8 protein-coding genes are annotated in these 3,864 nt (G+C 69.7%); 4 read left to right on the top strand and 4 right to left on the bottom strand.

Annotated elements, in window-relative coordinates; translation table 11 throughout:
• Positions 1 to 136: 136 nt before the first annotated feature.
• Positions 137 to 430: a hypothetical protein gene (locus tag VQ02_RS33325; RefSeq protein ID WP_048448565.1), complete on the bottom strand. Its 294-nt coding sequence runs from the start codon at positions 428 to 430 to the stop codon at positions 137 to 139.
• A 372-nt stretch (positions 431 to 802) separates the two neighbouring features.
• Between VQ02_RS33325 and VQ02_RS33320 the strand changes: the two genes are divergently transcribed.
• The 3 genes from VQ02_RS33320 (at position 803) to VQ02_RS33310 (ending at position 1,891) form a co-directional block, all read left to right on the top strand.
• Complete coding sequence (locus tag VQ02_RS33320; protein ID WP_048448564.1) at positions 803 to 1,018, top strand: hypothetical protein; 216 nt, start codon at positions 803 to 805, stop codon at positions 1,016 to 1,018.
• A gap of 58 nt (positions 1,019 to 1,076) precedes the next feature.
• Positions 1,077 to 1,256 carry a hypothetical protein gene (locus VQ02_RS33315; protein WP_245239928.1) on the top strand — a complete coding sequence of 60 codons (180 nt, stop codon included), beginning with the start codon at positions 1,077 to 1,079 and terminating at the stop codon, positions 1,254 to 1,256.
• Positions 1,257 to 1,324: 68 nt separating this feature from the next.
• Positions 1,325 to 1,891: a hypothetical protein gene (locus VQ02_RS33310; protein ID WP_209437103.1), complete on the top strand. Its 567-nt coding sequence runs from the start codon at positions 1,325 to 1,327 to the stop codon at positions 1,889 to 1,891.
• Positions 1,892 to 1,991: 100 nt separating this feature from the next.
• On the opposite strand, the gene VQ02_RS33305 is transcribed toward VQ02_RS33310, so the two are convergent.
• Positions 1,992 to 2,228, bottom strand: a complete 237-nt coding sequence (locus tag VQ02_RS33305; protein WP_048448561.1) for a hypothetical protein — start codon at positions 2,226 to 2,228, stop codon at positions 1,992 to 1,994.
• Positions 2,225 to 2,530 carry a hypothetical protein gene (locus tag VQ02_RS33300; protein WP_048448560.1) on the bottom strand — a complete coding sequence of 102 codons (306 nt, stop codon included), beginning with the start codon at positions 2,528 to 2,530 and terminating at the stop codon, positions 2,225 to 2,227. The genes VQ02_RS33305 and VQ02_RS33300 overlap by 4 nt, the downstream gene beginning before the upstream one ends.
• 124 nt (positions 2,531 to 2,654) lie before the next feature.
• Between VQ02_RS33300 and VQ02_RS37850 the strand changes: the two genes are divergently transcribed.
• On the top strand, positions 2,655 to 2,888 hold the full coding sequence (locus VQ02_RS37850; protein ID WP_048448559.1) for a hypothetical protein: 234 nt from the start codon (positions 2,655 to 2,657) through the stop codon (positions 2,886 to 2,888).
• Positions 2,889 to 3,091: 203 nt separating this feature from the next.
• Here VQ02_RS37850 and VQ02_RS38525 read toward each other — a convergent pair.
• Positions 3,092 to 3,864 (bottom strand): hypothetical protein (locus VQ02_RS38525; RefSeq protein ID WP_167350819.1); only part of this gene is annotated, 773 nt, incomplete at its 5' end.

Genomic DNA, 3,864 nt, shown 5'->3' with positions numbered 1-3,864 from the left:
CCGCCGATGGTCACGGTGGTCATCACGTACTCGCCCATGGTGCTTGCTCCTTCACCGCGGGATGGCCGGGAACCGGCGATCCTGCACGGGCGAAGGGCCCCCCTCTGGCGTGAGGAGGACCGGCGAAGGGGCGGCGTCAGGCGCCGGGTCCGGCGAGGACGGTCGGCAGGGCCAGGCCCGTCCCCGGCAGGATCGGCTCACCCGATCCGGATTGGATCCGCAGCACCACCGCCCCGGCCGAGGCCAGTTCGGCCAGCTCGAATAGCACCGCGAGCGCCTTGGGCACGTCGCCGGCAAGCAGGGTCCGGGCTTCGACGAGCGAGGTGGCGTGGCGCCCCCGGAAGATCTTGCGGGCGGCCGCCTCGATCACCCGGGGCGGGTCCTCGACCGAGATGTCGAGGGCGAGGGGGAAGGCGAGAGGGTCGGTCATGGGCGCTCGATCCGGCGGGGGGGGCCGAGAGCCTCTCTCTCAGCTTGCTGATCCCTCGTCGGAGACGCCGGCCCTCTGCCTCTTTCGAGCAGAAAAGCTGGAACGCAGCAGGGCGAGCGCCTATGATCGCCGTGGGGCGGTACGCGCCGCCCTGGGGTGTGGAAACCCCTCAGCAGACGGTTTGGCGCCGGCCGTTACGGCGCCACATCCTTGATCCTTCGGGTCGGGGAGCCTGCGACGTATGTCCAGGCGCCCCGGTGCTAAAGGTCGTAGGAGCCGTTCTGTTGCGGTTTTCCAACTCCCCGGCTGTGGGTGGTCGAGGCTCGTTTGCGGGGGCGTACCGCGGACACGGGCCCGTCCGGGGGGCGGCCGATGGGACGACTACGCGATCCTGACGAGGATGCGCGCCGAGATCTCGATGAGCTCGGCCGCGCCTACAGCGAGGCCCTGACCCGACGCAGCGCGGGCGTGCAGGACGGGCTCTTCATCCAGCTCACGGCCAACCTCGGCATCATCCTCTCGTTGCTCGGCTGGCAGCCGGAGCGGGCGCACGCCCTGATGCCGTCCGGTCCAGCGACGGGCACCTGACCCTCGCCGGCGCGCATCCCGGATGTGCCTGAGACGACGAGCCAGGCGATGGGCTCGCGTGCGGGCTCGCGCCCGGATCATGCACGGCCGCTACGGCGATCAGGCCTACTTCCTCGCGCGCGAGCGGGCCCGCCTGCCGGACGGGCGGCGGGTCCGGTTCTGGACCCGCGTCGCGATCGAGCTGGCGCGCCTCGAAGGCCGGGAGATCGGCCTCGGCGCCAGTGACCGCTGGCGATAGCCGCCCGGTCCGGGCGCCCCGAACGATCCGGCCCCGCCGGCCCGGACGGCAGGAAACGGGAGATGACGATGACCGACGACATCGGGGCGCTGCTGCGGCACCTCTGGATCCTGAACGACAAGGACGACGTCCGGCAGGGGCGAGAGGAGGCCTGCGATCCTGCATGCGGGATCGCCGCTCTCGACCCGGCGACCACGCTGGCGATGAGCCCGATGCTGCGGGCCCGCTACGCCGTCGCGGATGCCTGGCATGGCGCGGCCCACGGCCAGACCTGGTTGGCCGTAGGTGCGGTCGCGACTGCCTCCGCCCTGCTCCGCGAGCGCGCCTGGCACCGCGCGCAGATGGCGACGTTGGCCCGCATCGTCCCGGGGGGCATCGAACCGGCCCGGATGGTGCTGTTCGGGATCGACGACGCGAGGGGCGGGGCGACGTACCTGATCTGGCGCCTCGGCAGTGCCGAGCCGATGGTGTGCGCCTTCTACGGCGGCGGGCTCGACACCTTCGCGGACCTGGGCCGCTACCTCGAATTCCTGCTCGGGGAACGCGTCCACGACGACAGCGCCGAGTTGCTCGCCGCCTCGGGGGTTCGGGTACGGCCCGTCGCGGCACGCGAGGGACCGGGCAGCTCTCTATAAGGGTCGAACCCCGATCAGCTTGACCATGCGAGGGGCTGCTTTCGACCCTTTGCAGACGGTCATCCGGGGGCGAGTGGAGCTTCGGTAAATAGCACCCGCTTCAGGGGCTCGGGGCCGTGTTTTCGTCGTCCAGCCGGAGCGACCAAACCAAGGCACCCTGGTCGTCCGTGAGCCACACCAGATTGGTGTCATCGTCGAGTACGAAGTCGCCCTCGGCCAGGGCTGCGCCCATGGCGTCGGAGGCGCTGGTGGCCTTGATGACCCGCTCCAGCGTGGCGTGGTCCGTCACAAGGCCATTCGGCTCGCGCCAGCCGCGGTGCAGCCGGAACGTCTTCACCGATGCTCCCCCTGGCTCCCCAACTCGCGCTCCTTGCGCCGCTCCTTCTTGCCGGGCCTCTTAGGCAGTATGGCATCTTCCTCGTCGCTAGCCCGCTCGGTCAGCGCGAAGGCATGCAGGTGCTGGGCCTGCTCGGGATCGTCATCGACATCGTGGGTCAGCGTGTAGAACGCGGCGCGCACGACCTCTTTCTTCGTGGCATCAGGATGCTGGTCGCGGACCGCTGCGATCAGGTCCTTCCGCTTCATGTCGGGCTTTGCCAGCTTCTTTAGTGTGGCCGCAAGGGCCTGGATGTCGGACATGGATCCCTCGGCGTCGATGCCTCACAGGGTCATAAGCGCTCAATCCTGTCGTGTCACAGGAGGGGTAGGCCGATGGCTCCTTCCCAACCGATGCGGACCAAGGCGGAGACGCAATAGGCAGAAGATGAACGATCAGCGGGTGGAGGCGTTTGGTGAGAGTGGCCGGATCGAGGAAGCCGACTTGGTATGGGTCGATCCGCGCAAGCCGCTGCTACAACCGCGAACACCCAGCAGCGGGCCGCTTCCTACCCTAAGCGAGTTCCCTTCTTCCACGCGCATCGAGACGAGCAGGATGCTCTTCGTGCTGACGCTGAACGTCCTCGAAGAGGATCAGAAGCGCTTCCGCCTGCTCGGTTGATAAATCCCGCTGTCGCAAGCGAGTGATGAGGGCGCGCTGCTTCGCGATGAGCCGCGCGCCGACTTCGACGTGCCGCTGGACCATCTTGAGTCCGGTCTCGCCTTCGCGCATCGGCACAGCATAGCGGGCGCGACCCGGCTCGGGGGAGTCTGCTCCCCACCCTGAGCAGCCCTCCAGATGGTCAAGCTGATCGGGCTTGGACCCTATGGGTCGGACCGGCCAGCCATCGCGTCGAGGCGCCGGACGATCACCGGCCGGGCGTCGTCCGCCTGGGCAAGCCGACGGATCATGGCCAAGTCCTCGTCTGAGCAGGTACCCCGCACCTCGATGTCGACCCAATGCCCGCTGCGGCCGACATGGCTGTCGCGCAGGCGGTGGTTGGAGGAGGTGTAGAACGACTCGTTGGGCTCGATCAGCCGCACGCGCGAGGTCAGGAACACGATCCCCGAGCCGAGGTTGCCGCAGAACAGCCGCTCGTCGGCGCCGGTGGTCTTCGGCCCACCGCCGACCGTGCGCTGGCCGATCTGCCGGAAGGCCTCCCCGAAGGTCGCCGGGTTCGGGGTCGTCCGGGGGGTGAGCGTGTGCCCGCCGCCCCACGGAGGCCGCGCCGGATCGATCCGGCCGGTCGCGATCTCGTTCAGCAGGGTTCCGAGGTAGCTCGGATCGGCGGGGTACGGACAGATCCGCCAAAGCGCCCGGATTGCCCGGCGCCGGGGTCCGGGGTGCTCGAACAGCCGGGCCCGGGCCCGGCGCCAGCCGGCGGCCCGCTGCCGGCGGCTCTCCTGCTGCTGGCGCTCCCACTGTCCGGTGCGCCGGATCATCTCCTCGTCGACGTCGAGCTGGCGCTCGGCGATCACCGTAGCGAACAGGGGGAGCGCCGCCTGCTCGCGGGCCTGCTTGCGCAGGTACGCCGCGCGCTTGCGCGACGTGTCCTCGAACGGCGTCGGCCGCGGCCAGCGCTTGAAGCGCATCACGC

Source organism: Methylobacterium variabile, from assembly GCF_001043975.1.
In the GTDB taxonomy this organism is placed as follows: domain Bacteria; phylum Pseudomonadota; class Alphaproteobacteria; order Rhizobiales; family Beijerinckiaceae; genus Methylobacterium; species Methylobacterium variabile.
This window is presented reverse-complemented; position numbering and strand designations above follow the sequence as displayed.